Below are 3,393 nucleotides of genomic sequence, written 5' to 3'. Positions count from 1 at the left end.
ACGGCGGCGCGCCCGCGGACGGCGCGCTCCGCGAGGCGGACGTGCCGGTCGCCGGCGACGTCGACGCCGAGGTGGCGCGCGACCTCGACCGCACCGACGGGACCGCGGGCACGGGGGACGGCCCGCAGGTCGACGTCGCCCGGCTCGGCCGCATCCTGCTCGGCCGCTGGGCCGACGTCCGCACCTCGTCGCGCGAGCTCACCAGCCGCCCCGAGCTGCACCGCATCGAGGGCCTCGACATGCACCAGCACCGGGCGCGCGTGACCGAGCAGCTGAGGATCCTCGTCGAGCACGGCGGCGTGCACCGCGCGTTCCCCCGCATCGTCGGCGGGCTCGAGGACCACGGCGGCAACATCGCGGGCTTCGAGGAGCTCGTCGCGGCGGATCCCTCGCTCCAGATCAAGGCGGGCGTGCAGTGGGGCCTGTTCGGCTCCGCGGTGATGCACCTCGGCACCGAGCGCCACCACCGGGAGCTGCTGCCCGGGATCATGACCCTCGAGACGCCCGGCGCGTTCGCGATGACGGAGACCGGGCACGGATCCGACGTCGCCAGCATCGGCACGACCGCGACCTACGACCCCGCGACGGGCGAGTTCGACCTGCACACCCCGTTCCGCGCGGCGTGGAAGGACTACCTCGGCAACGCCGCCGTCGACGGGCGCGCGGCGACCGTCTTCGCGCAGCTCGTCACGCAGGGCGTGAATCACGGCGTGCACTGCTTCTTCGTGCCCCTCCGCGACGCGCACGGCGCGTTCCTCCCCGGCATCGGCGGCGAGGACGACGGCCTGAAGGGCGGGCTCAACGGCATCGACAACGGCCGGCTGCACTTCGACCACGTCCGCGTCCCGCGCGCGAACCTCCTGAACCGCTACGGCGACGTGGCCGAGGACGGCACCTACACGTCGGAGATCCCGAGCCCCGGACGCCGCTTCTTCACGATGCTCGGCACGCTCGTGCAGGGCCGCGTCTCGCTCGACGGGGCGGCGACGAGCGCCGCGAAGATCGCGCTGCAGATCGCCGTCACGTACGGCAACGAGCGGCGCCAGTTCGTCGCGGGCGGAACCGACGAGGAGGTGCTGCTCGACTACCAGCGGCACCAGCGGCGCCTGATCCCGCGCATCGCGACCACCTACGCCGCCTCCTTCGCGCACGAGAAGCTGCTCGGCCAGTTCGACTCCGTGTTCTCGGGCACGACGGACACCGACGAGGACCGGCAGGACCTCGAGACGCTCGCCGCCGCGCTCAAGCCGCTCAGCACCTGGCACGCGCTCGACACCATCCAGGAGGCGCGCGAGGCGTGCGGCGGCCAGGGCTTCCTCGCCGAGAACCGCCTCGTCGGGCTGCGCGCGGACCTCGACGTCTACGCGACGTTCGAGGGCGACAACACCGTGCTCCTGCAGCTCGTGGCCAAGCGCCTCCTCACCGACGTCAACCGCCGCTTCGCGAAGGCGGACTTCGGAGTGCTCGCGCGGTACGTCGTGGAGCAGGCCGCCGACCGCACGCTCCGCTCCACGGGGCTCCGGACGCTCGGGCAGGCGCTCGCGGACCGCGGATCCACCGCCCGCTCCGTCGGCCAGCTCCGCGAGCCGGACACCCAGCGCGCGCTCCTCACCGGACGCGTCGAGACGATGGTCGGCGAGATCGCGACCGCGCTCCGGGCCACCCGGAAGATGGCGCCCGCCGAGGCGGCGACGCTGTTCAACCGGCACCAGGACGCGCTCATCGAGGCGGCCCGCGCGCACGCGCAGCTGCTGCAGTGGGAGGCGTTCACGGAGGCGCTGGATCCCGCGTCGGAGACCGGGCGCGCGATGGACGACGGCACGCGCCGCATCCTCACCTGGACACGCGACCTGTTCGGCCTCCGCCTCATCGAGGAGGACTTCGCCTGGTACCTCATCCACGGCCGGATCAGCGCGCCGCGCGCCCGGGCCGTCACCGCCTACATCGACCGGCTCGTCGCGCGCCTGCGCCCGCACGCGCAGGACCTCGTCGACGCGTTCGGCTACACGCCGGCGCACGTCCGCGCCGCCGTCGCCTCGGGGGAGGAGCGGGCGCGCCAGGACGAGGCGCGCGCGTATCGCGACGCGCGGATCGCCGACGGCACGGCGCCGCGCATGGAGCGGAGCGAGAAGAGGAAGACGGCGCAGTAGCGCGGGTCAGACCTCGAGGACGCCGTCGCGGGCCGCGCTCGCCGGGGGCAGCTGCCCGGTCTCGACGTCCTCCATCAGGTGGATCGAGGCGTACTCGGCGGTGGCGATGCGACCGGCCGCGTCGAACACGGGGAGCGTGCGGCGCAGGAGGAGCCCGGGGCGGCTCGCAAGCCGGAACGCCACGACGACGCGCGTCCGTGGCCAGTCGCCGACGACCGTGACGCTCGAGCCGATCATGCCCTGCGCCAGCGGGGCGCGGCCGCGCGTGTCGCGGGGGTCGCCCCAGTAGGCGTCGGGATCGCCGAAGCCCGCGACCAGGGACTCCGTGGCCGCGCGGGCCAGCGCCTCGGGCATCGCGACGAGGTCCCAGGGGATCGCGGGGTCGTCGGGGCGCGCGGGCTCCTCGCCCGTCGGGCCGTCGCCGAGCGGGTCGTCGCCCCTCGAGCGGTCGGTCGGGTCGTCGCCCGTCAGGTCCGCCGGACGAGCGGCCTCCCGCTCGTCGTCGTCGCGCAGCGGCCTCGGGTCGTGCGCATCCACCCGCAGCACCGCGGGGAGGCCGGCCGGCAGGGCGACGGCGACCTCGGCGTAGGCGTACTCCCACCCGCCGTGCGCGGGCGTCCGCTCGGGTCCGTCCGCGTACACGACGAGCCGGGAGCCCTCCCCGTGGTCGCTCGCGCGCACGGGCACGCGGTCCACCGTCATCGCGCGGCGCGTGCCGTCGGGCGCGACGACGAGCAGCTCCCGATCCCGACGCCACGATGCGGGCACGTCCGGATCGGGGAGCTCCCGAGCGGCCGAGAGCCAGAGTCCGTGCCGCGTCGCTCCGAGGGAGGCGATGGCGGGCAGCCCGTGGTGCTGCCGGATCCGGCCGTCGAGGGCGACGTGGACGGCGGACGCGGTGGTCTCCCGCGGCACGCCGTCCGGCGCCTCGTCGGGGAGGTACGCGACCCAGACGCCGTCGGACGTGGGCGCGACCTCCTGGACGGGGCGGACGAGGCCGGTCGGGAGGCCGGGCCAGGCCACGACCTCACGCGTGCCGTCGTCGCGCTCGATCACGGCCACCGGCTGGGCGACGCCCACCCGGACGCGGGCGCCCGGGATGCGGGTCGTGATCCAGGCGGACGGCGGGGAGGAGGGCATCCGCCGAGTGTGGCAGGCGGGCGGGGCGCGCGGGCCCCGGCCAGGGTGCCGGTGACGGACCGCCGGTGCGACCGCGCGGGGGAGGGCCGGGCGTCAGGCGTGC

General features: G+C 75.6%; 2 protein-coding genes. One reads left to right on the top strand and one right to left on the bottom strand.

The features are described from left to right. The coding region (locus tag Q6969_RS14400) for an acyl-CoA dehydrogenase (protein ID WP_396335557.1) at positions 1-2,150 on the top strand (2,150 nt) is incomplete at its 5' end. A 6-nt stretch (positions 2,151-2,156) separates the two neighbouring features. Here the strand turns inward: Q6969_RS14400 and Q6969_RS14395 are convergent. Beyond that, complete coding sequence (locus Q6969_RS14395) at positions 2,157-3,290, bottom strand: hypothetical protein (RefSeq protein ID WP_317231059.1); 1,134 nt, start codon at positions 3,288-3,290, stop codon at positions 2,157-2,159. Positions 3,291-3,393 lie beyond the last annotated feature (103 nt).

The sequence above is a fragment of the Clavibacter sp. MX14-G9D genome, from assembly GCF_032917815.1.
Lineage (GTDB): Bacteria > Actinomycetota > Actinomycetes > Actinomycetales > Microbacteriaceae > Clavibacter > Clavibacter michiganensis_K.
This window is presented reverse-complemented; position numbering and strand designations above follow the sequence as displayed.

Excerpts from the sequence above, each read along its gene's own strand:
- Q6969_RS14395 (WP_317231059.1), bottom strand. The coding sequence starts at position 3,290 with ATGCCCTCCTCCCCGCCGTCCGCCTGGATCACGACCCGCATCCCGGGC.